Consider the following 25,114-nt stretch of genomic DNA (forward strand, 5'->3'; position numbering starts at 1 on the left):
CCGGCCCAGGCATCTTTACTTGCCCATGAGAATGTTTTTACCGATAACGGCGCGCCCCTGTCGGTCCAATTCACCATATCTATGGTTGAAAATAAGTGCCAATCATTCATAACGAACGTTGTAGATCTATCCTCGTCGTGGCCAGTATACAAAAACACAGTGTCGTGGTACACCATGGGTGCCGGATCGGCTGTAAACCTGGTTTGGATAATTGGGTTTTGCGCTTTCAAGCTTGTTGCTGTGAACAGGAACAGGCACAAACTTGAAATGGGTAATATTTTTTTCATCGTTAAAGTCAATGTTATTTATTGTTTTTTTTACACTTATTTATAAGGCCAACGAGGCCTTCCTGTTATCCGGAATGCGCTCAAACATTGGCATACTTTTTTTAAAAAAATTTATTTGGCAATATTTGAATTGGTACCAGGTTTATTAATGGAGTGGCAAAACTAAAGAAGAGATAATTTAATGATGAGGGATAAAAGTTAGAAAATAGGGTACTAAATGTTAATTTGTCAAAAAAACATGGAATATGTAAAGGTTTTGTGTGAATAGCCTGCTTATTTGAAATAAATTGATAAAATGGCACCGGAAATAAGTGTTTATCATTTTAAAAATTGTGACTAAGGGTGTCCCTCGCACTTAAAACTCTTGTATAACTTGCGCGGATCGGTTAAGAATAAACAGGTCTGGTGGGTTTATTACACGCGCCGAATTACTAACCACTTTTAATTTACGCTATTCTGAAAGGTACCTCAACCCATAATGCTCTAAACATTTTTGAGTGAAGCTCTTAATAAGTACCAGGCCCTCGTTAAATATTTTTTTCGATTCAGGCGATATGATAGGGTTACTGAAGAAGGCAGGGTGCTCCTTCAGCAAAATACTGATCGTTTCAAAATTCTCTATCAAAGCTTTAATTTCACTTTCATTTAATTCGGGCGCTTTTGAAATAATTTGATGCTCCATATTCTTTTTTTTACCAGGTATCATTTGCCACGGATATCAAATTCGGGGGGGGGGACACAGAATTAGCTTAAACTTGCGGAAAACTGCCGGCATCATGAATAAACGCTTATTTGCGACACCGGCAGTTTTAGTGTAATTATCCCGGATAATTTGAAACCTTTTATCTGCGTTATCGGCAAACATTATTTTTACTTATATCCTGCAATAAGGGCATCTATCATACGCTGGTCTTTTACCACATTCTTACCTCTGTCTAAAGTACTACCTTGCTCCCAATAGAATGGCAGAAGGCCATGTGCTTTAGCCTGTTTGGTTACATAAGTTGTCCAGTAATCCACAGACTTGTTGTGCATATCCATATCCTTAGGAACAGGCTTGCCCAAGCCGGCAATCCGCCTAAAGGTTGCATATTCGCCCAGCACCACAGGGATACCTTTATCAACAAACTTCTCTTTCATTTTTTTGAATTCAGCAATAATCGCATCCTCTTCTCCCCAGGTGGCGTTGCGATCCGGCTCAATAGTAGAATGATTTCCTGCCCCCCAGTAGTAAACCATTTTACCCCAACTTGCATCACCATCCAATAATATCGTAAACTGTGAGGGCGTGTAGTCATGTACCTCAACCATCAAACGGTTAGGTTCCGGGTCGTGAGGAAGGGTATTCATCAAAGCATAAGATAAATCAGCGCTGGTATTAGGCCCCTGCACTACCAATACCCGGTAACTGTTCCTGCCTCCGGTAGAGCGAACCGCCTTGATGAATGTTTCGTGATAACTATTAAGTATGGCCATCTCTTCGGCATTATCAGCCGGAGGTTCATTCGCACTGGCAAACATAAGGTGTTCGTCAAAATCCCTCATGGTTGTAGCAATCTGCTCCCAAAGCGCTTTTTGCTTCGCATTAACGGAATCTTTCATTGCCTTATTGATATTGGCATCCAGCCAGCCGTTGTCCCAATGTATATTCAGTATCACATACATATCATTAGCCACACACCATCCAACCACTTGTTTCACCCGCGCAAGCCATGCAGGGTCAATTGTTGCCGCTTTCCTATCGCTTAAATGCCCGTAATTCCAGGCACAAGGAATTCGTACAGCATTAAAACCTGTTTGTTTTACAAATTTCACGTACGATTCGGTAATTTTACTACCCACCCACTCACCTTCGGTTTGGGATTCCATGGTGTTGCCAAAATTTATTCCCAAATGCATTTTGGCTGCCAGTTGCACGGCATTACTGGCCATTTCGGTCATGTCTGGCGCAATTGGCGATGTATTATAACTTTTATATATGGTGGCGCCCTGAGAAACCGTCACCTTTCTTGCCTGGCCGTTGGAAGCACTTATGTATAAAACACCAGAACGGGTTGCCCCGGTAGCATTTTCTGACAAGGGTGTTACATGAATAACAGAACTGCCGCTGTTACCCGATGTTGTGCTTAATTGCAACCATGAATAAACAGGGTTGCTGATGGTCCAATCGGCATTACTTGTAACAGATAAATCTTGTGCACCGCCTTCAGGCGTAAATGCTATGGCAGATTGACTAACTGTTAGTTCCGGCGCTGCATCCTTTGTCTTTTTGCAGGAGAATAAAAATATAATCGCAATTGGTATTAATAACTTAAAAAAAAATTGTTTTTTCATTTTCTCCTGATTTTTACTCAAAAGATTCCTCTGAACAATGCTGTTCAGAGGATCTTTTTTAACACCCACAACAGGCGTATTAACGGAACGGTTTATATTAACTAAATCTGCCTGTTTAAAGCCCTGCACTTTTTTTTCAGCGATTCTAATATTTGCTTACTTCCTACAGTATTCGTTGCCAGGTCAAATACGCTGCTGGCCCATAAAAACGGCAGCACGTTATTTGCATTGGATTTTTTTGTTAAATACTTTAAAAAATGCCCCTGAGAATTTACCGGCAATAACAAATCGGCCGGACATCCTTTTAATCTATCAGCGTGATTCAGTACTGTATCATATTCGCCCATAATCAATGGCATTCCCTTATCGGCAAACATTGCTTTTTACTTATACCCCTCCTTAATGGCATTTAGCATCCGCTGGTCCAATACCACATTATTTTTTCTGTCTAAACCAAAACCTATCTCCCACCAGAATGGCAGATAACCATTCACTTTCATAGTTTTGGTCACAAAAGTTGTCCAGGCATCCACAGACCTGTTGTGCATCAGCGTATCCTTAGGGGTACCAGCGTTGAATTCGGGAGTCCGCCTAAAGGTTGCATATTCACCCAGTATCACAGGGATACCATTATCAACAAACTTTTTCATCTTTCCGAGTTCTGCCGCAAGCTCATCCTCTTCTCCATCGGGGGCGTTGCGCTCTGGCTCAATAGTAGAAAGATTCCCTTTCCCCCAGTAGTAACTCGCTTTGGTGTTCGGACCATTATCGCCATCCCTTACCATATTAAAATGCCAAGGCCCGTAGAAATGTACCTCAAGCATCATACGATTAGGTACCGGGTCGTGAGGCATAGTACTCATCAGCTGAGAAGTTTTAGTACAGTCAGTTGAAGGACCCTGCACAACCAGCACCCGGTAGGCGTTTCTGCCTCCGGTGGAGCGAACTGCATTGATGAATGTTTCGTGATAACCATTAAGTATGGCCATCTGCCCGGCATTGTCAACCGCAGGTTCATTCGTGCCGGCAAACATAACGTGCTCATCAAAGTCGCGCATGGTTGTAGCAATCTGCTCCCAAATCGCCTTTTGCATCGCATTAATGGAATCTTTCTTCATCACGTTTACACTACGTTCCAGCCAGCCATTATCACCGTGAGCATTGAGCATCACATACATATCATTAGCCACACACCATCCAACCACTTGTTTCACCCGCGCAAGCCATGCAGGGTCAATTTTTGCCTTACTACGGTCGCTTAAATGAGCCCAAACCCAGCTACACGGAATTCGTACAGAGTTGAAACCTAAACTTTTTATATATTTCACATACGATTCGGTGATTTTACTACTCACCCAAACACCTTCGTCTGGGTATGATTCCATGGTATTGCCAAAATTTATTCCCATCCCCGTTTGCATTTTTGCCGCCAGTTGTACAGCATTGCTGCTCATTCCGGTCATATCTGGCGCTATGGGCGATGTATTATAACTTTGGTATATGGTAGGGGCCTGGGTAACCGTCACCCTTCTGGACTGGCCGTTGGAAGCATTTATATATAAAACACCAGAGCGGGTTGCCCCCGTAGTGTTTTCTGCCAAGGTTGTTACATGAATAACCGTGCTGCCGCTGTTGCCTGATGTTGTGCTTAATTGCAGCCACGAATAAACAGGGTTGCTGATGGTCCAATCGCTACTACAGGTAAAAGATAAATCTTGCGTTCCGCCTTCGGGCGTAAATGCTATGGCAGACTGGGTAACTGTTAGTTCCGGGGCTGCGTTTTTTGTCTTTTTACAGGAGAGAAAAAATATAACTGTAACAAGAGCTATCAATATTGTAAAACAATACTTAATTTTCATTTTGTCTTAATTTAATTGGTTAAAAAAGCCCCACAACGATATGCTGCTGTGGGGCTGTAGGCTATTTGATCTTCACACACCTGATATTGTCAATGCCGGCATAAAAACCAGTTGCAACTGACGAGGAACCGAAATTTTTAAGGGTCATATTATAACTGTTCGCACCAGAAGGCCCTAATAATTGGCTTATTTGAGTAATTGATACACCATCCCCTAATTCGTCAACTTTTGATCTGAAGTTAGTTAAAGGAATAATTACGGTTTGCCAACCTTTCGTTATAAAAGCTTTGGTATTATTTGAATTAGGGACTTTCCATGGCTCATAACGCGCAACATAACTGTCGCCTGCAAATTCAGTTCTAATATAAAGAGTACCTCCTTTCCATGGTTTAGCCACACTTATGTCAAATTGAAGAGCCCAGCTTGACGGAGGATCTGTAACATTTGCCAAAGGCACCCAGTGATTACCCGTATTAGAATTACCCAATGGGATGTACACACTTGCACCGCTAGCTAAAACAGGATTATCTTTAGGACAATCAATAACCATAAACTGACTATGATCTTTTCCCATCGAACCATTAAATTGGGGATATTCCCACTCCCCGGTTAAATGTTCAAATTCGGCCCAGCCAAAACCAAAATTATCACCCCACTCAAAATCTCCTAAAAGACCTACTTTATCGTTATTTTGAGTATTTACTTTATTAACAATAGAAACCGTTCCATAACTGGTAACAATGGTCACTGGTCCACTTGAGTAGCTGTTCTCATCTGGAGCCGCAAACTTAACATAAGCGCCACGTGGGCCTTCGGTGAAATTTGTAATTGTAGCACCGCCAAAAGAAAATGACTGGATCGTCTTAAGGTAAGCACCATAAACATAAACCGAATCACCAAGTTTGGGATTAACGTAGGAAATGCCGTAAATGATCGGCTTCGCATTTATGGTATCCAGGGCTGTGCCAGACTTAGTAGTTACTGTTATTAGTTTATTGGATGTCGTTGCAGGCATCAAAAAGCCAAGGGAGTCCCCATGAAGGGTTGTGTTAAACTTTGTTATTGGGGTTCCGCCATATGTAAACTGTTGAACGAAAATTAAATTTGCACCAAAAAGATAAACCGAATCACCCGGGTTGGCAAATACATCGGATATGGCATCAATAATTGGCGCGGGCGGGCCTAATTTAAAAGAGAACGTTGTTGAGCCACCAGGTGTTCTATAGTGTAAGGTATAGAGTTTAGTAGTATCGATTTTTGAATACATAATATCTGGTATCTGTACTACCGCGCTGTTCGGCGCAAATAAAGCAGCGTTAAAAGAGGTGGGAACGCCATCAAATTCAATTGATGTTGCGTTTTGCAAGTTCTGCCCTATGATCACCACATATCGTCCTGTTCCTCCGGACCAGCTGGGATCAGTTTTAGGATCGCCGGTACTTAAAAGCGTATCCTTAGGCGACAGATGATACATTCTTACGCTTGTAATAACCGGGGGGATAGAAGAACCCTCATTATTTTTCTTACAAGCCGGTAATAAAGCCACTACCATCAGGAATAGCGGCAATAAATACAAGCGGATGTCTAATTTTTTTTTCATGTTAATATATTTTTAAATGCTAAAAACCAATAATTATAATTAATAATAAGGTACCGGTGGATCCAGCAATTTAGGGTCGCTGGTTAACTCGGATGCCGGAATTGGCAGCGTAAATGAATTGATAGTTGCCGGAAGCGTAAGTGGCGGAGCAACAGTATCCCTTGTGGCTTTTTTCGTTGCAGGATCATACGTAAACGAGATCCGGCCGTGACTGGCATCCTGATTATTAAGGAACTGCACGGCATTAGCCGGATCGTAATAAGAATACCTAACCAGGTCTATCCAGTATTGCCCTTCAAAAGCAAGTTCAACCCTTCTCTCCTTGCGCAGTGTTGCGGCGCTCAGCGAAACAACAGGATCCACGCCGGCCCTTGTTCGCACGAGGTTAAAATATTTAAGCGCTTCCCCATCGGATGTAGAACCATTATTCCCAAGAATAGCCTCGGCATATACCAGGTACACATCGGCCAACCTAAGAATCATGTTGTGGACAGGTGATGACCAAGGCTCCATTGTTGGCGAATTGTTATCTTTTTCGTTGCCAACAATGTGCTTTTTAAGGCCAACCATAGTCGCCTTATAACCACCGTGGGCTTGATCCAATTCAGGATAAAGATCCCCGGTGAGCATAATAGTAGCTTTGCGCCTTACGGTATCATTATCAGAATACATCCGGTACAGATCGTAGCTTGGCTGGATGGGTATCCATCCCCCTGCTTTTTGAGGAAGAATGGTGTTGCTTGGCGAAAAAAAGAGTTGATTAGCGTTGCCATTTCCATAACCCACGCCAGGAGCCCATTGAAGGGCAAACAATGATTCAGGGCTATCATTGTTTTGCGCCTTGAAAAGGTCATAATAACCCTGGTGGTTCGGATCACTCTGTCCAAACAACACTAAGCTGCTATGACACACGTTGCCTGCATACTTTTTTGCACTGTCAAGCAATTTCTGGTCGCGCTGACCGCCACTTTGGCCCAAACCTGCCATTGTTAAATACACCTTGCCCAGCATCCCCTGCGCCGACCAGGTAGTTAGCCGGCCTTTGTCGCCTGTTTTTGGAAGATTATTTGCTGCATAAGTCAGGTCGTTAGCGACGAATTTATAAACATCCGAAACAATATTACGTGGAAGCAGCGGATCTTTTATAAGTTTGCTATTGTCTTCAACAATTGGCACAGAACCCCAGTACGCCGCCAGATAGTAATAAGCTACGGCACGAACAAACTTTGCCTCGGCTATGGCAGCATTTTTGTCTGCCGCCGAAATAGACGGATCCGCCTGTTTCTCTATGGCATTAATAACGCCATTACATTGCCCGACAACATTGTACAAGCCGACCCAACCGCTGGTCACATTACCATTTTGCCCGGTAACAGTACGTGTAAAGAGTTGTACTAAATCGCCATTGTACAGCACGCTGCCGGTGCCGCTTAATATGTCGCCAAGTTGCAACCAGGAATTATTGTTCCATTGCCACCACTCCCCACCGGCGTACAGGCTTGCTGTAGCCAGCCGCAGATCGCCCGTGGTTTTGTAAAAATTAGTAGAACTGATCTGCGAATTGGACGGACGGTCCAAAAAACTCTTTTTACATCCGGCAATTGCTGCTGCAAATAACAGGATGATGATAATTTTGTTAATTGATCTCATAATCATATATTTTTAAATCGTTGATCGTTTTATTATTTCAAGGTTATGTTTGCGCCGATGGTAAATACCTTTGGCTGCGGATAATAACCCTGGTCCCAACCTGCCTGAAGCGGGTTCCACGAACCGATCTCGGGATCCATGCCTTTATATTTTGTAATTACAAAGGCATTGGCCACAGTGGCGTACACTCTAACTGAATGGACAGCTATTTTTTTCAAAAGGTTGTCTGAAAACCGGTAACCTAAGGTGATATTTTTGCATCGTATGAATGAACCATCCTCGATCATCAGACTATTAGGACGGTAATTATTATTGGTAGGGTCATTTCTCAACCCTACAGTGGTTGTTTTTGGGTTGGTAACATAAACATTATCAACATCGGATGCAGAGCCGTTGGGATCTACCAAAGTCAGCTGCGCATAGTTTGACGCCGATGTAAAAAAAGCGGTATGACTTCCCGGAAAGCTTGGGTATACTGCCAATTCATTAAATACCTTGTTACCATAGCTGCCGCTAAAGAAAATATTCAGATCAAAATTTTTGTAGTTAAATGAGTTATTGATACCGAACTGGAATTTGGGGAGAGGGGAACCCAAAAAGGTTTCGTCCCTTGAGTCGATAATACCATCACCATTCAAGTCTTTAAACATACGGTCGCCATACCAGATACCGCCACCCGCCAGAGAAACCGGATAGGGATTGCCGTTTGCGTCGGCAGGCCGGGCATGGTTTTGAAAATCAGCTGGCGTTGCAAATATCCCATCAAACACGTAGCCGTAAAATTCGCCGATGGGCTGGCCCACAACCGTTTTTTCAATTACATCATTAATTATATCCAGATTAGATTTCTTGCTTAAGTTAGCCTGGTCTCCACCGGCACCTAAACTGGTCACTTTATTAATGTTCCGCGATAGGGTAAAGCTGGATCTCCAGGTGAAATTTTTAGAAGCAATATTGGTAGAGTTGATCTGCAAGTCGGCCCCTTTGTTGCTTAGCGAACCCACGTTGGCATAAGGGGCTTGCATGGCGCCTGGCCCCCAACCCGCTACAGTGCCAGAGTATTCCGGAAGCGGCACCTGTAATAAAAGGCCGTTTGTTTCGCGGTCGTAAACATCAAGTGTAAAACTTAACCGCCCATTCAAAAACGTTCCGTCAATTCCTGCACTATAATAATTTGTTTTTTCCCACTCCACGCCCGGATTTGCCAAATTGTTTTGAAACTGTGCTGTACCCGACAGGCTGTTAGACACCGCTGCAAGTTGTGTTGCAAAGGTATTGCCGGGTATGCCCTGGTTGTTGGTTAATCCATAACCAACCCTCAACTTCAATTCATCTATCGCTTTTACATCCTTTAAAAACGCCTCTTTATTAATTTTCCATGCAAATCCACCCGAATAGGTAGTAACCCAACGATGACCGGCTGGAAAATTTGAAGAACCATCGTTCCGTATATTCCCGGTGAGCAGGTATCTGTCATCCCATGAAAAATTGACGCGACCGAACCAGGATTCCTGTGCAGAGCCCCCCGGAGGGTTTGAATAGGAATTATCGCCCGAGTTTTTGGCTGTGATAGCATCCCCCGCACTAAGCCCTTGCACATTGTTTGAAGGAAAATTGTTTCGCTGGCCCCAAAGCCTTGCGAAGGTACTTTCCTGTGCTTCGTGCCCAGCTAAGGCATCGATATGAAGTTTATTGAAATTATGATTGTAATTCAGGAAATTGCGTATCGTAGTATAAAAATATTGGTTGGCCTCAGACGTACCGGTGCTGGTACTTTGAAGGAGTTTACCAAAAGTATAAGTTGGCTCAAACCTATCTGCTGTATTAAAATCGAAATTACCCGATACTTCATTTCGCAATGAAAAATCTTTAGTAAATTGTATTTCGGCATACACATTACCGAATATTTGATTCCTCTTTCTTTGGTCTTTTATAAGTCTGGCTAGTGCCACCGGGTTGGCAACAGGTTGCACTACCCCGCCGGGATCGGTAACACCACCATAGGAGCCATCAGCGTTGGTTACCGGAATATCAGGGGTAATGTTTAGTGCGGTGTTGATCACACTATTGCCGGTTGCAGCTACATTTTCATCAACATGCGCCAATTGGAGGCTGGTCCCTATTTTTAGCCAATTGGTGGTTTTGTTATCTAAATTCAGCCGCACCGAGTATCTTTTAAAATCAGAGCCAAGGGCTATCCCTTCCTGGTTAAAATACGAGGTTGACAGTAAATATTGGGTTCTTGCGTCTCCACCGCTTACTGTAATTGTATGATTCGTCTGCGGTGCCTTCCGGAATAATTCTTTTTGCCAGTCGGTACCCATACCTAAGTAACTGGGGTTTTCAAATGCGGGCCTGGTATCGAAGCCCCAGACAACGGCTCGGGCATTAATTAAAGTGGCAAATTGTTGCAAATTCATTGCAGGCAAGCGCTTTTGTATTTCCTGGTAACCGCCATAAAGGTCATACGATATCTGCGGTGCCCCGGCTTTGCCCCTTTTTGTTGTAATAACAATTACGCCATTGGTTGCCTGCGAACCGTATATGGCTGTTGCCGATGCATCTTTCAATACATCTATTGATTCAATTTCGGCAGGGTTGATCGCATTTAATGGGTTTGAACCTTTCCCGGGGTCACCCACCGGGGGAATAATAACCCCGTCGATAACATACAGTGGCGAATTGGAGCCGCTTATTGACGACAAACCACGTATTTGAACAGATACACCGCCACCGGGTTGGCCAGATACCTGCTGAACCACAACGCCGGCAACTTTACCCTGCAGTGCCTGGTCAAAAGTAACTGGTTGGGTTTGGCGCAGGTCGTTCCCGGATATTGAACTAATTGAGCCGGTAACATCTTTTCTCGCCCGCTTACCGTATCCAACAACAACCACTTCGTTTAAGTTGCTGGAAGTAGAGCTTAACTTAACATTTATTACCCCGGTTAGCTTTACGTTTACGTCCTGAGAGGCGTAGCCTAAAAAACTAAAAACGAGGATGTTTCCAGGCGCGGCTGTTATGGAATAGTTACCGTCTACACCAGTTACAGATCCGATAGTTGTTCCTTTAAGCCTAACGTTTACTCCTGGCATGGGCTCGCCACCGTCAGAACTTGTTACTTTTCCGGTGATATTTAAGGTTTGTGCATGGGCCGAAATAAAAAGGAACATGCCCATAATAATTAATGAAATTCGGTATTTCACTCTGTTTTGTAAATTTTTATCCATCTTATAAAGGGATTTTAAGGTTTGATAATTGGTTCATTGTTTTCTGAATTAGTACTTAACTTGGTTTTATTTCATTCATAATTGTTTTCATCCACTTATTTTTTTTCAGATAAACCAGTACTCCAAAGCGACTATTTGAAGCTGCTTTACCGTTAGTTTATTTGCATGCGGCTGCACTGATGATCAGTAAAACTTACAGGTACAGTCAGACACCTTTAACTCAAAAAAAAATAACTTTTGGTTCTATTTATAATTGGTGGGACATGGTTTCAAGGCAACCTCTTATAAGTACATTACTTTGAACTCATATTCCGGGGATGAAGCTATGGTAACTTAAAAAAAGGGAAAGGGTAGTTTTAGCCAAAAGTATAGACCAAAAATCCAAACTTAATAGTTGCCTGTAAATAAGTTAGTTACATGATAAAACTAACCTATTTACCATAAATACCGAACGAAAATCGCAATTTGCAGTAGAACAAACCGTTTTTAAAATGCAAATAACCAATGGTTACTGATCGGCCAAAACAAAGGCTGACAACTGCTTCGCCTTTGTTATGACAAGTAATTTGAAATAAACAATAATTGGCGCATCTAAGCCTGTCCGTTTACTGTATAAATGCTATTTCTTTCTGGGGCTTACCGAACGGTAAAAGGCATACATATATTTACAACACCGTTTTGAATGTATGTTCTTGCACGGCCACTTGTCGCTCATTCGTTCGCATTTACCGCAAACAAACAGCATGGAGATCATTATTCTTTACTTTCAGCTTCGGAATTACTTTTTTTCTGACGAATGGAATTGACATACGCAGAAGGTAGTATGTTATATTCTTCCTTGAATATTTTCGTAAAATGTTTGGGAGTATTAAAGCCAACTTCGTAGCAGATCTGGCTAATGGTCATCTGGCTATTCCCGAGCAAATACGCTGCTTTTTTTAACCGTATGGAACGGATAAATTCACCAGGCGATTTGTTGGTGAGCATCAAAACTTTGTTATAAAGCGATCCCCGGCTGATGCCCATCTGACGACCTAATTCATCTACTGAAAGGTTGTCGTTTAAGATATTAAGTTCTATGTACTCAACTATATTCTTTAACAGTATTTCATCTTCGTTTTGTAATGGTACTTCCTGTAATTGAACGTCCATTTGCTTTTTGTATGTACGCTTGTAGACATCTTTAAGTACGAGGATGTTTTTGATCTTCGAAAGCAGTATCTCAAAATTGAAAGGCTTGGTTATGTAATCATTAGCTCCAATTTCAAGACCTTGCAATTGTTCGCTTTCGCCGGTTAGCGCGGTTAACAAAATAACCGGAATATGCGAAGTGCGCCTGTCATTCTTTAGTTTTTTGCAAAGGTCAATACCTGTCATTTCGGGCATGCTGATATCACTTACAATAAGATCCGGATGCTGGGACAGCGCTTTCTGCCAGCCATCTTTTCCATTTGCAGCTTCAACTAATTTATATATATCCTTTAAATTGTCTTTCAGATAAAAACGAAAGTCATCATTATCCTCAACCAAAAGAACCACCGGCTTTTTATTTGACCGCAGCTGTTTGACGATAGTTTCACCTTCATTATGGATAATTTCGTTTGCGCTGTCGTTACCAATATCATCGTCCGATGGCAGGTCTATATCCAGACCGTTATAGATAACAAACGGCAGTTTAATGATAAAACAACTGCCGCGATCTGGTTCACTCTCAACAGTTATTTCACCTCCGTGCATCTTAACAAACTCATGCGTAATTGCGAGGCCTATGCCGCTGCCCTGGTTGATCATCGACTCGGGAATATCGTGCTGAAAAAAACGCTCGAAAATTTTACCTTGTTTTTCATGCGGAATACCAATACCGGTATCGATCACCCTAATTTCAAGCGGGGCATCGTCAGTTTCGCTATCTACATTAAGCAAAACGCTTACCTGGCCACCAGGCAATGTAAATTTAAAGGCGTTTGATAACAGGTTAAATAATATCCTTTCTATCTTATCATGATCAAAATTGGTAAACAGCGAATCGATCGAGGTTTCAAAAATAAAATTGATCTCTTTTTGTTCAGCGATATCAGTAAAGGAAAGGTATATCTCGTTGATGAACTTCACAATATCCCCCGGCTTGCTATGTAGTTTCAACTCCTGAATTTCCATCTTCCTAAAATCAAGCAACTGGTTTACAAGGTTCAACAATCGCCTGGCGTTTTTTCCGATCATGCCCAGCTGTTGTTTCTGTTCCTGGTCAGCGCGGGTAAGCATTTTTTCGACCGGCGCCATGATCAGCGAGATCGGCGTTCTGAACTCGTGGCTTACGTTGGTCAAAAATTTAGTCTTCAGTTGATCCAGGTCTTGCATTCGCTTAATTTCCTGCCGCTCCTGTTCAATTATCAATTTTACTTCCTGTTTTTCTTTCTCTGCTATGAATTTTTCCTTCTCTGCTATAAATTGCCTTCTTATTTTTTGTATCACGCGCTGGCGTATAAAAAAGAGGGCCCCGGTAATCAGCAACAGGTAAATAACATAAGCTAAAGTAGATTTCCAGAACGGAGGCAATACCTTAATCTTTAATTTTATATAGCTGGGTTTCCATTTCCCCTCCTGGCCAATAGCCCTTACCTTAAAGGTATAATCGCCTCCATCAAGGTTGGTATAGGTAGCTTTTCGGGTAGCATTATCTGCGGTGAGCCACCCTTTATCAAAGCCCTCCATCATATACTCGTGGGTTATTTTGTTGGGGTTAAAGAAATTTAAGGCGGCAAACTCAATGGTGAACACATTCTCGCTGTGGTTCAGCGTTATCTCCTGTGTAGCCGAAATTGCTTTAGATAATACAATATGGCCGTCAATTTCTTCATTGGCTGCTATACTTTTGTTGAATAGCTGAAAACCTGTGAAAATTAATTTAGGCTCATCCATATTCGGATGTATACTCAATGGATCGAAAATATTAAAGCCGCGAGAGCCGCCAAATACCAATTCCCCTGTATTGGTTTTTAAAGCTGCATTTACAGTGAACTCCCTGCCCTGCAGGCCATCGGTTTCATCAAAACGTTCAAATTGAAACTTATAGGCGCCATTGCCGGGTGCCAACGTTATGCGGCCCAGACCGTTTGATGTACTTAACCACATGGCCCCCTTGTTATCTTCCAATATATTCAAAACCTGGTTGTCGGGCAACCCGTCCTTTTTCGTCAACGAGACAAAATGGTTTGTTTCGGGGTCCAATATGCTCAATCCGTCCCTTGTCGCTATCCATATCTGGCCGTGGCTATCCTGCGTAATACTAATGACGTCATCACTGATCAAACTGTTAGGGTCGTTGCCCTTTTTATTATAATGTATAACGCCACGTCCATTTTTTAATATTTTATCTATGCCATAATACCCTCCTACCCAGAGATTTCCTTTGGTATCCTCAAAGAGTGCGGATACATAAGGTGACCTGATATCCGTTTTTTTAAAGGGGGGCGAAAATATTTTTTTATCCCTGTCAAATATTTGCAAACCCGCATCAAAAGTGCCTATCCATAACCGGTTCGATGAATCTTCCAGGATATTCCACACGCGGTCATCGGCAATGCTGGTGGGCACCTTGTCATTATGCTTGTAATGGATAAATTTTTTTCCGTCGAAATGGTCCAGCCCGCCAAAATAGGTACCTATCCATAGCTGCTGATCGTGGTCGATACATAAGCTTACAATATTATCGCTGCTGAGGCTGTTCGGGTTTCCCGGATCATGTTTATACTGGGTAAACTTACCTGTTTTGCGATCAAAATAACTTAAACCGCCACCATTGGTCCCGATCCATAAATTACCTTTTCTATCCTCAGCAAATTGATTAACATCTTCAAAACTAAGACTCCGGGGATCTGACGAAAAATGCCTGTATAACGGGAACCTGATAATATTTTTATGATAATAACTTATCCCTTCTCTAAGTGTACGGGCCCACATAATGCCTTTGTTGTCTTTATAAAGCCATACAATGTTCTGTCCCAATGATTTTGCGTCATCTTCCCTGTTCAGTAAATAAGTAATTTTTTGGCTTTTTTTATCCAATACATTTATCCCGCCATGGTCAGTGGAGATCCATATAAGGCCGTCATCGGCCTGAATAATGTTGGTGATGATGTTCGACGTAAGTGGTGTCTCCGCCGATTCTTTTGAAATTTGCCGGAACCGTCCCGTCCGGGGGCTGTAATAATAGGCACGGGAGTCTATATTCGGATTAAACACCCAGAGATCGCCCTCATTGTCAATAGTTATCGAATAGTTCCTGCCCTTATTATTAGCAGCTTTTTTAAAAATATCTGTATAGTACGTAATCGCATTACGTTTTACGTCAAATAGCTCCACTACGCCGTCGTCATAAGCAAGCCATAAATTCCCGATTGCATCCTGCTCAATGTCTGTAACTGAATTTGAATATAATGATGGGTCGGAACTATGGTGATGATAATAACGCGTGGCAGTTCTTTTCAGCTCGTTATACCTGTACAGGCCCGAATCAGGACACAAAAACCAGAAGTCGCCTTTGCCGTTGTTAAGTATTTTGGAAACGAACGTATACCTTGGAAGTTTGAAAGAATCGAGTATCGGCAATACATCATTGTTAAACTGCTCCGTTTCGGGGTCATAAAAGGAATATCCGGCCCGCGTTCTTATCCATAATTTCTTGTCGGGCCCTTCACAAATATTTTTTATGTAATCATCATTAATGGAGTTTTTGTTATTTGCGTCATGCTTAAATACCTTGAAACTATAACCGTCATAACGGTTAAGGCCCGAAGCCGTGCCGAACCACATGAAGCCCTTGGTGTCTTTTAATATACAATTAACCTGGTTGTGAGATAGCCCGTTGCTTATATTGAGCTGCGAAAACTGGTATTGGCTGTTTTGCGCAAAATTGTTGGTGTAAGCAAAAAACAACACTGAAACAACAATATAAAGTTTTACACGCATCAAAATTTAGTTGAGATCTTCGGGATCATGAACCAGGCGCCAGAGCAAGCCGGTACACTAAGATAGCATAAAAGTAAGATAAATTCGTAATTAACAAGGTAAAGTGGCAATTCCTTATCTGATCACCAGAATATAAATAGCCTACCTCTGAAGCGAACGAGTTGCCGATGCTATGGTGCAACTTACAGTGAAATGAAGCTTGTTACAGGTAAATCTGTTGGGATATATTTTTTGTTTTTGAGTGGAATTGCTGATATTTACTATATAAGCATTAGCGATTAGCGAACCGTTTTGGAGGTGCCCTATTCGGTGACCCGACCAAATCAAGAATATATAAACTACTAATTTAGGGGCTGTAATTAATAGATATTTGTTCCCTCCCTCTCCGCAAAACAATAGGTAAAAGGCCGCAAATCAAAAATTTGCGGCCTTTTTTATGATTGTATAAAGTTGGCAATCATCGCAGCAGCACCGAAACCTCGGCCGGTGCCGGTTTCTCGCCAGGTTCGGCAGGCGGTTTGCGGTGCCACCAGGTGGCCAGTATAGAGCCGGTGATGTTCATCAGCGGGCCGAATATGGCCGGTGCGAGCCCTATGGTGGCCATTTTGCCCATCTCCTTGGCCAGACCCGATGCCAATCCACCGTTTTGCATACCTACCTCAATGGCAATGGTGCGGCAATCGCGCTCGCTCATCTTAAACAACCTGCCCGACCAATAGCCCAGCAAATACCCCAGCAAATTATGTATCAGCACCAGCAATAGCAGCAAAGGGCCTATGGTTAGCAGACTGTTGCGCCCCGCCGCCGTAATAATGACGATGATAAAAGCTATGCCGAACATGGATACCAGCGGCATAGCCTTATCCAGCCATTTGGCTTTGCCGCTGAGAAATTTATTGAACAGCAGGCCCGCGGCTATAGGCAGTATCACCATCTTAGTGATATCCCACATCATATCCAGCACGTTGATATGCACGAATGCGCCGGCGAAAAGCTTCATCAACAAAGGCGTTACCAGCGGGGCCAGTAAGGTAGATACCGCCGTTATGGTGATAGATAATGCTAAATTGGCTTTGGCCAGGTAAGATATTACGTTGGATGCCATGCCATTTGGCGAGCAGCCGATAAGGATGATGCCGGCGGCAATCTCGGGCGGGAAACCGCTTAGGCTGGCCAGGGTAAAACCGATGAGCGGCATAATCAAAAAATGGCTGAAAACGCCGATGAATACCCCTCTGGGCATTTTTACCACACCCACAAAATCCTGCGTGCTCATGGAGGTACCCATGCCAAACATAATCAACTGTATAAGCGGGGTAATAAGCTTGGCGAACTTAAAGCCCTTGTACTCCACAAAATAGTGCGGGTAGTAAAGGGCAGTGGCCACTGCCGCAAAAATGCACAGCGTGTAAGCAAAGCCCTTTAACAGGGCCGACCGCTGGAAACCGATGGCCAGCAGAATAAAACCAACGATGTACAGGGGCCCGGCATCAATAGTGTGCAAAGCGAACGATAATGCCAGTGCCACCCAAAAACAGAGCGCGGCCAGTACCAGTGCGATATTGTATAATTTGTTCTTCATCTGAAAAGGTAGTAGCCTTGAAGGGCTGGATTAATAATTGCGCTCCTTTAAATAATCGTCGAGTTCTTTTTTGCTCATGGGCAGTTTGCCGGGATAATGGTTTATCCAATTCAGGAAATCGGCTTTTATCTCGTCGGTCCATTTGCTGTCTATCTGGCCGGTGAGGTATTTTTTCTCGCGGAGGCGCAGGTGGCCAAACTCATCGCGCAGGGCGGTAACTTCTGAGGTAAGCACCAGCTCTTCTACCAGGTAGGCGGGGATAAAAATGGTGCCGTACTTTTTAGCCAGCACTACATCGCCGGGTAATACGATGGCCCGCCCAATGCGAATAGGATTGTTGATCGATGTTAAAGTTGATTGCAGCAGGTACGATGGGTCGGTGCCTTTTATCCAGCCGTTGAAACCTTTTATGGCGGCTAAGCCTTCCACATCCCTTACCGAACCATAGAATATCACCCCTTTGCGCGATTTGGCGTAGATGGAATTGCCCAGGTTATCCCCTATAAGCGTACCATCCACCACCTTGCCGTAGCCATCGGCCACGTACACATCGCCATCAACCAAAATATCTATTGGCCAGGAGTTGTTGCCGCCTTGCTGCCCTCTGCCCTCAATAAGGCCTTGTGCTTTTATCACTTCGACCAGATCCGGGCGGGCGGGCATATACTGCGCCGTAACCACGCGGCCAACCATGGCACTATCAGGGTTGATGATGGTCCAGTCGCCCTCGAACTGGTTTACGAAGCCCTTGTTCTTCAACACGCCCCAGGCATCCTCCAGCGAGATATTCTTTAAGCGGGCCAACAGGGCATCGGGCACTTTTGGGCGACCATCGGCAAAGCGTTCGCCTTTCCATTTAGCGGTAAGCGTTTTGATGTATTCGGGCGATGCGCCTATGGTTTGCGCGCTTGCAGCAAACGCGGCGGCCATAAAAAGGGCGGTAAAAAGTATTTTTTTCATATTCATGGTATCAATCAGGAAATCTGTGTTGCGCTACAGGCCCATGCGGGGTCGGCAATGAAATAAGACTTAATTACTTATCTTATTTCCGGCCAACGGCCTCCATCAACCCGCGCATATAGCCAATGGCATATAAAACCGCTATGGTGCTGTAACCGGGATGCTCGTTAGTGTCGCCGGCCATGGTGGGCACGTGGTCGGGCCGTATGGCACCGGTAAACCCAATTTTGTAATAGCTCTCCATCGCTTTGTACATATCTATCTGCCCCTCATCGTGAAAGGTTTCTTCGAATTTGAATTTCCCTCCCCGCACGTTGCGGAAATGCACGAAATGTATCTTATCCTTGCCGAAGTGCCGCACCGTTTCGGGGATATCTACTCCCATCAGCGAGAAATTACCCTGGCACATGGTGATGCCATTGTTGGGGCTGGGGTACAGCTTCAGCATCTTATCGAAATTGGGCACGGTAGTCATGATGCGCGATATGCCGCGCACGCTATCTACCTGTGGGTCATCGGGGTGCATGGCCAGTTTTATGCCGGCCTTCTCCGCCTCGGGCACTGCTGCCTTTAAAAAATACTCGAGGTTTTGCCATAGGGTCTCCTTGGATACCTGGCCAAATTTGGTAACAGGCGCATTTTTGATATCCTCATAATCGAATGCCGTAACCAGCGCGCCGCCGCGGCCGGGCTTATCGTTATTGGTACGCAACCAGCCAATAACGGGCATCCAGTTGTAGCAAATGGTATCGATGCCCGCTCTGGAGAGGTTTTTCATAAATGTGATGAAGTTGGCAATCTCCTCGTCCCTACCCGGCAGCCCCAGCTTGGTTTTTTCGCCGAGGCTTGGCGGCCCCTCTATTACGCGCAGTTTCAGCCCCACATCTTCCCAGGCCTTTACGTTTGCCATAATGGTGTTGTACTCCCAGGGTTTGGCGTCGGTCCCCGCCAGAGCGGGCTGTATGCCGGCCACGGCGCCCAACACATCCATCTGTTTGGTGAGGGCTATTTTTTGCTTGTTCATACCAAAAAAGTACGATTCGCAAAACTGCATGCCTACATCCCGTGCCATGGTGGCCTGAGCTTTAGCATCCTTTTGCCCCTGCCTGTAATATTCGGTTTTGGCCGCAGCGGCAGCCGCCCCTCCAATGGAGAGGGCGGCTGCCAGCGACGCGCCTTTTTTTATAAAATCCCTACGGTTATCCTTCATCATAAAAACCTTAAATATTTAAGGGGTGTTAGTATTTGTGCTTGCTTTGGCCTATTTATCCCACCAGATACGGGTAGTGAATAAATCGGCTCCCTGCCTGCTGATGGCGGTGTTGATATTAGGGTTCACGCCAAATTCGCCCGGCGAATATTTAAGCCTGCGCGGGATAACGCCATTGGTTTCGTTGCCCACAAAGTTTACCGGGGTTAAAACGGGATAACCAGAGCGCCTCCAGTCAGACCACGCCTCGGCGCCGTTCAGCGTAACCGCATTAAGCAGGTACAGCTCGGTGTGTATGGCATTCATTTTGGCGTTTATATCGCCGGCAACCGGATAAAGATTTGCCGCGGCATAAGTGGCAACATCGGCAAGGGATGGCTTAACTGCACCATAAACCTGGTTAAGGGCGGCTTGCTGACCATCGGCAAATACGGTTGCTGCTGAACCTGTTGCATAGCCACGCTCAATAGCTTCGGCCTGCAATAGGCGGGCTTCGGCGTAGGTCATGTATATCCATGGATTGTTATTGGCGTACATGGCAGCTGCCGGGCGCGAATACAAATCGAGGTTGGATGGCGTTAGCGTTGCCAGCGTATTGGTGTTGACGCCGTTTGGCAGGCCCACCTGGTTGGCAACCGCGTTATTGCCGTTTTTAAGCGCAGCAATCAGCGGCAGGCGCGGATCTTGCCTGTTTTTCATCATATCTATCAGGGTTTTGCCCCAAACCGCGCCGTTGATGGCTGCGATGTTACGCGAGCCTGTTGGCCCCAGTATCCAGGAGTTTGGGTTAGAGCTTATCTGCGCAACGCCATCGAATTTAATGGCGATGTTCTCCGCGCTGCTCGTAATCAACCCGCCCGATATGGCTTTGGCGGCCCAGGCTTGCGCCATGCCGGCATCAACCTTTATCAAACGCATGGCCAGGCGCAACATAAGCGTGTTGGCTGCGCGTTTCCACTTGACAATATCGCCGCTATAGATATAATCGGCCTTGGTAGGGATGTAGGCCGCTGGGTCGAGAGCGGCACCGGCTTTCTCCAGTTCGCTCAGCATATCGGCATAGATATCTTTCTGCGCGTCATAAGCCGGGGTAAAGTTGGCATCCAGGTATCCTTTGCCCGCGCCGGTATAAGGCACATCGCCATACATATCGGTCATCACGGCCATATCCATTACTTTTAATATGCGTGCCATCGAGGTGATGTTTACGTATTTGGCATCCGCCGAAGTAAGGTTTATCAAATTCACCTCGTTTTTGATGGAGTTTGGATAAGCATCCTCAAAATAAGCCGAAAAGCTGTTTTGGGTTGAGGTATAGAAGCTGCCACCGTAAAAGCTGATATCGGTCGACGACATTTGCTGAACCAGGCAGGCGCTGTACCCAAAGTTGTTCCTCCACGATTTTGAATCGGGGTTGTGCGCGCCGGCCAGTTGCACCTGCGATGTTGCCAGCAGGTAATCGTTAGGGACCGCCGCAGGAACGTTAGGGTTTGTATTTATAGATTGGAAGTCTTTGGTGCACGAAGCAAGCAAGACCGCAACAGAAGCTATGATTGATAGTTTACGTATCATTTTAATGCTTTTTAAATGTTTAAAATTTGATGTTCAGGTTGATGCCGATGTTCCTGGTGGTTGGCGCGCTGCCATACTCCAAACCCTGGGCGTTGCTGTTGTTGTAGTTCGATTCAGGGTCGAGGTTGCCGGTCTTCTTCATCAAAATAGCCACGTTACGCGCAACCAGGCCAATGGTAGCGCCCTTTACGTTTATTTTACTGAGTAATGAGGATGGTAACTGGTAGTTCAGGATAATCTGCCTTAGCTTAATAAAGTCCGATTTGAATACCATTGGGGTTGCAATATTAGAATGGATGCTGCCAAAGTAGTTTTGCGAGGTAGAATTAACCGTATTCACAGTGCCTTGCTCGTTTACACCCACACCTACTATACCGCCATCGCGGCCTTCCAAAGTCTCCGGCGCCAAGCCGAAACGGTAAGCGAATGCTTTAGAGCCAGAGTAGATGTACCCGCCGAATTTGGCATCTATCAATGTACTTAAGCTGATGCGCTTGTAGGTGAACGTATTGGTAAAGCCCATAGCCCACGGCGCAACGCCCGAACCGTAAGTAATAAGGTTACCCTTCTGCGGCGCACCGCCCGAGCTGTAAACGATATTCCCGGCGGCGTCGCGCTTGTAATCGAAGCCTGTTATTTGGCCGTAGGGCTTGCCAACGATCTGATCAATGAACGAGGTGCCGTAACGGCTTTGGTCTACGCGCAGGGTAATTAAGTTTTGGTACAGGCTAAGCACCTCGCTTTTGTTGTAGGCCACGTTGAACGAGGTGTTCCAGCTAAAAGATTTGGTTTTGAAAGGCGTGCCGCCGATGAGCAACTCGATACCTTTATTGCTTATTGCGCCTACATTGTACAAAGCAGTGCTATAGCCCGATGCTACCGACACGGTTGCCGCTACGATATCGTTACGGGTTTTGCGGTTGTACACGGTAAGATCCAAATTGAACCTATCGTTGAACATGCGGGTCTCCACGCCTATTTCTGATGTGGTAGAGGTCAGCGGCTGCAGGTTTACATTGGGGATATTGGTGTTGTTTATCTGCCCCAGCGGTGCGCCCAGGTTGGTACCGTTAAGCGCGTAGTTTAGCGATAGGTTGTAAGGGTCGGTATCGCCGCCGGCTTGTGCCCAGGCAGCCCTTATTTTTAAATAGTTGAATGCTGCAGGCAGTTTCAAAGCCTCCGAAGCCACAAAGCTTAAGCCTACCGATGGGTAAAGGATGCTATTTTTACCTTTGGCCAGCGTAGAAAACCAATCGTTACGGGCCGATCCATTCAAGTACAGGTAGCTTTTGTAAGATATCTCTGCTGTACCGTAAACCGAGTTGATGCGTTTTTCAATGTGCGCGTTGCTGTAGGTGCGGTTAGCCGCATCGATGTTAGATAAATCGTAAAAGAAAGGGATATTGAACGAGTTCGATGCCGTGAAATCGTTACCATCCGTAACCTGCTTCAAAAAGTTGCTGCCGATGATGCCGTTCACGTTGATATCGTTGGTGATATTTTTGTTAGCACCAATCATAAACTCGGTGTTCTGCTCATTGTAGGTACGGTTATGTATGGTTAAACCGCCGCGCAGCTGATAAGCCGTGCCATAAGGAATAATTTCGTTTTCGCTATAGTTGAAATAATTCAGGCCGAAGCGTGCTTTGGTGTACAGCCAGTCGGTAATCTGGAATTTGGGCTCAATGGCACCAATGATGCTGTTCTTTTTATCGTTTTCCTTAAAATCTTCCACGCCGTAGTAAGGGTTTACGGTGAACAGGTTATCGTTCCATGGGTTATCGTAACCGTTGGCATCGTATTTCTTATCCCTCAAAACCGAAAGCGGTATGGTTGATGGCAAAGCTAGAATACCGAAGGTTGAGCTGCCCGCCTCGCCCAATACGCGCGGCCTGTTGTGGTTCTTTTCGGATATGTATTTGGTGTTGATTAAGATAGACAGCTTTTTGCCCAGGTTGCTGTTCAAATTAAGAGCAAAGTTGTTACGATCGGTAGTGTTGGTGGGCAGGATGCCGTTATAATTTACATTGCTGTAGGAGAAACGGTATTTGATATTTTCGGAAGAACCGGTTAAGGCAACATTGCTGGTGATGTTTTTGCCGGTTTGGTAAAAATTGCCGTAGTTATTATCCTGCGCAACGTATGGACGCAGTACGCCATCGTAAAACATCGCATCGGAGCCATCCAATTTCCCACCCCAGCTAAAGCGGCCGGCTTTTGCCTGTGCTACGGTAGTCGGTTTAGTGCCGCCTGTACCATGGCCGTATTGGGTTTGGTAGCCTAAATCAGGTATTAGCAGGGTTTCCATGGCAGCATTAAGGCCCAGCTCAACGCCTATGCCCTGCCCTGCCTTTGCAGATTTGGAGGTAATTAATATCGCGCCGTTTGATGCCCTTGAACCGTATAGTGCCGCAGCAGTAGCGCCTTTCAGCACGCTCACGGTTTCGATTTCATCCGGGTTCAGTTGCGATATACCATCGCCCTTATCGTAGCCTTGCGCGTCGCCTTTAGTCCACGATACGATTGGGCCGAGGGTGCTGGGGTCGTTATTTATCGGCACACCATCCACCACGATAAGCGGCTGGTTATTGCCCGATATAGAGCCACTGCCCCTGATGGTGATACGCGTAGAACCGTTGGCACCCGTAGCTGGCGGCGAAATATTCAAACCGGCTACTTTGCCCTCCAGGCCATTGGCAAGGTTTACGCTGCGTGCCTCGGTAAGCTCGTTACCCTTTACCTCGGTTACGGCATAGCCTAATGATTTCTTCTCTTTTTTGATACCAAGGGCGGTTACCACCACCTCGTTTAAGGACGAATTGCCCGAGCCGAGTACGATTTTAATGCCCGAGGTTTCGCCTTTTAGCGGGTACTCCTGTGTTTTGTAGCCGATGTAGCTTACTACTAAGATGGCGTTGGCCGGCGCGTTGATGCTGAATGCACCTTTTGTATCAGTAGTGGTGGCGGTGTTGATAGCCGATTTTAAGTAAACAGTGGCGCCTATCAAAGGCTGCCCGTCATCGCCCGAAACCACGCCCGATACCTTTTGCGATTGTGCGAATGCGGTATTCAGGTAAACAAGGCCTAGTAAGGCCAGGATGATAATTTTTTTCATAAACAACTGGTTGTTGAGTTAATTAAGGTTCATAAATGTTGTTGGAAGGGAACGGAGCCGGTTTCCTATAGCCAGCAGCTTCTCACACTGCGGCCGCGCCGTTCGGCCCTTTTGGCTAGTAGCCCTGCTGCTGGCAGCGTTAATTAAGCCTTCTTAAGTTTTGATGTATAGGTTTTCTCATTCTACAATTGGTTTGGTTTGCATCTTTAAAACTTTAGCGACTAACATTTCTGTTTGCCGGGGGTGCCCTCAGCCGGGTTTTAATTTTCTCATTGCACGTTAATTTTAGGTTGGTTGATAAACAACCCGCACAGGGTATTGGTAACCATGCACCGGGACATTAAATTTTTTGTTTCAGTTTTTGGATACCGTCGGCCGTATATAATAGCAGGGCTATTTGCTTGCAGGGTATCGTAAATTATAATTGGTTAATGATGCTATGCCGGATAGGCGGCATCATGTGGCACAATGTTATGCAAAGGGTACATTCGCGCCCTTATCAGGGCGTGCCATTGCTTATCAATTAATGCATGCGGCGATTTGGATGCTTTTTTTAGAGATACAAGTATTAAACTTGTTTAAGCAAAGCAGGGGCGGCAAATTATCAGTGCATGCCATCAACTTATCAGGCCATAGCTAAATGCGGCTTTTTTTAGCCCGATAATGTTAAATTTTACGCCCGCTTGCTAAAAAACCAATTATAAAGCCCTTTAACTGTTAAATTGCCGGTTATTGATAAAGGCCCTC

At 44.9% G+C, this 25,114-nt stretch carries 13 protein-coding genes and 1 pseudogene; all 14 read right to left on the reverse strand.

Annotated elements, in window-relative coordinates:
• Positions 1-287, reverse strand: a pseudogene (locus AC1DXC_RS10380) (carbohydrate-binding protein); the annotation flags it as partial.
• A gap of 451 nt (positions 288-738) precedes the next feature.
• Complete coding sequence (locus tag AC1DXC_RS10385; protein ID WP_477459082.1) at positions 739-969, reverse strand: hypothetical protein; 231 nt, start codon at positions 967-969, stop codon at positions 739-741.
• A 188-nt stretch (positions 970-1,157) separates the two neighbouring features.
• Positions 1,158-2,750, reverse strand: a complete 1,593-nt coding sequence (locus AC1DXC_RS10390; RefSeq protein WP_477459083.1) for a cellulase family glycosylhydrolase — start codon at positions 2,748-2,750, stop codon at positions 1,158-1,160.
• Complete coding sequence (locus AC1DXC_RS10395) at positions 2,723-2,998, reverse strand: hypothetical protein (RefSeq protein ID WP_477459084.1); 276 nt, start codon at positions 2,996-2,998, stop codon at positions 2,723-2,725. The genes AC1DXC_RS10390 and AC1DXC_RS10395 overlap by 28 nt, the downstream gene beginning before the upstream one ends.
• 6 nt (positions 2,999-3,004) lie before the next feature.
• Positions 3,005-4,480 carry a cellulase family glycosylhydrolase gene (locus AC1DXC_RS10400; RefSeq protein ID WP_477459085.1) on the reverse strand — a complete coding sequence of 492 codons (1,476 nt, stop codon included), beginning with the start codon at positions 4,478-4,480 and terminating at the stop codon, positions 3,005-3,007.
• A gap of 61 nt (positions 4,481-4,541) precedes the next feature.
• Positions 4,542-6,080 carry a glycan-binding surface protein gene (locus tag AC1DXC_RS10405; protein WP_477459086.1) on the reverse strand — a complete coding sequence of 513 codons (1,539 nt, stop codon included), beginning with the start codon at positions 6,078-6,080 and terminating at the stop codon, positions 4,542-4,544.
• Between the two features lie 39 nt (positions 6,081-6,119).
• Entirely contained in the window at positions 6,120-7,730 is a 1,611-nt protein-coding gene (locus AC1DXC_RS10410) for a RagB/SusD family nutrient uptake outer membrane protein (RefSeq protein WP_477459087.1), read from the reverse strand.
• 32 nt (positions 7,731-7,762) lie between these two features.
• Entirely contained in the window at positions 7,763-10,960 is a 3,198-nt protein-coding gene (locus tag AC1DXC_RS10415; protein ID WP_477459088.1) for a SusC/RagA family TonB-linked outer membrane protein, read from the reverse strand.
• A gap of 753 nt (positions 10,961-11,713) precedes the next feature.
• A complete protein-coding gene (locus tag AC1DXC_RS10420; protein ID WP_477459089.1) occupies positions 11,714-15,928 on the reverse strand; it encodes a hybrid sensor histidine kinase/response regulator transcription factor in 4,215 nt (1,404 codons plus the stop codon).
• A gap of 457 nt (positions 15,929-16,385) precedes the next feature.
• Entirely contained in the window at positions 16,386-17,510 is a 1,125-nt protein-coding gene (locus tag AC1DXC_RS10425; RefSeq protein ID WP_477459090.1) for a bile acid:sodium symporter family protein, read from the reverse strand.
• 30 nt (positions 17,511-17,540) lie between these two features.
• The gene (locus AC1DXC_RS10430) at positions 17,541-18,470 is read right to left on the reverse strand and encodes an RraA family protein (protein ID WP_477459091.1); all 930 of its coding nucleotides are present in this window, start codon (positions 18,468-18,470) and stop codon (positions 17,541-17,543) included.
• An 82-nt stretch (positions 18,471-18,552) separates the two neighbouring features.
• On the reverse strand, positions 18,553-19,683 hold the full coding sequence (locus AC1DXC_RS10435) for a mannonate dehydratase (RefSeq protein WP_477459092.1): 1,131 nt from the start codon (positions 19,681-19,683) through the stop codon (positions 18,553-18,555).
• Positions 19,684-19,731: 48 nt separating this feature from the next.
• Positions 19,732-21,252 (reverse strand): SusD/RagB family nutrient-binding outer membrane lipoprotein, encoded by a 1,521-nt coding sequence (locus AC1DXC_RS10440; RefSeq protein WP_477459093.1) that lies wholly within the window; start codon positions 21,250-21,252, stop codon positions 19,732-19,734.
• A 19-nt stretch (positions 21,253-21,271) separates the two neighbouring features.
• Entirely contained in the window at positions 21,272-24,367 is a 3,096-nt protein-coding gene (locus tag AC1DXC_RS10445) for a SusC/RagA family TonB-linked outer membrane protein (RefSeq protein ID WP_477459094.1), read from the reverse strand.
• Positions 24,368-25,114: the final 747 nt, after the last annotated feature.

The organism is Mucilaginibacter sp. P2_D11 (assembly GCF_056404435.1).